Origin of the sequence: Halomonas sp. ND22Bw (genome assembly GCF_003011945.1) — a bacterium.
In the GTDB taxonomy this organism is placed as follows: domain Bacteria; phylum Pseudomonadota; class Gammaproteobacteria; order Pseudomonadales; family Halomonadaceae; genus Halomonas; species Halomonas halophila.
This window is the reverse complement of the sequence record NZ_PXWD01001376.1, coordinates 1-252: the sequence shown is the minus strand read 5'-3', so window position 1 is coordinate 252 and position 252 is coordinate 1. Positions and strand designations below refer to the sequence as shown.

The following is a 252-nucleotide window of genomic DNA, read 5'->3' as shown; positions in this document are numbered from 1 at the left end:
TCTCGCGCATCCACATCGTCCCTAAGATCAAGCCCTTCCTCGACCTGCATCCCGATCTAACCATCGACGTCGTATTGGACGATCGCGTGATCGACCTGCTCAGCGAAGGAATCGACGTAGCTCTGCGAATGGGCGCGCTAGCGGACTCCAGCATGACCGCGCGCAAGCTGGCGCAAGGGCGACGCAGTGTGGTGGCCACGCCGGCCTACCTTGCAGCACACGGCACGCCAACTTCGCCTTCCGAGTTGGCCC

Annotated in this window: 1 protein-coding gene; it reads left to right on the top strand. The window is 62.7% G+C overall.

Annotated features, from left to right (window positions below):
* Window positions 1–252: LysR substrate-binding domain-containing protein (locus tag CVH10_RS22695; protein WP_369335985.1), on the top strand; the 252-nt coding region annotated here is incomplete at both ends.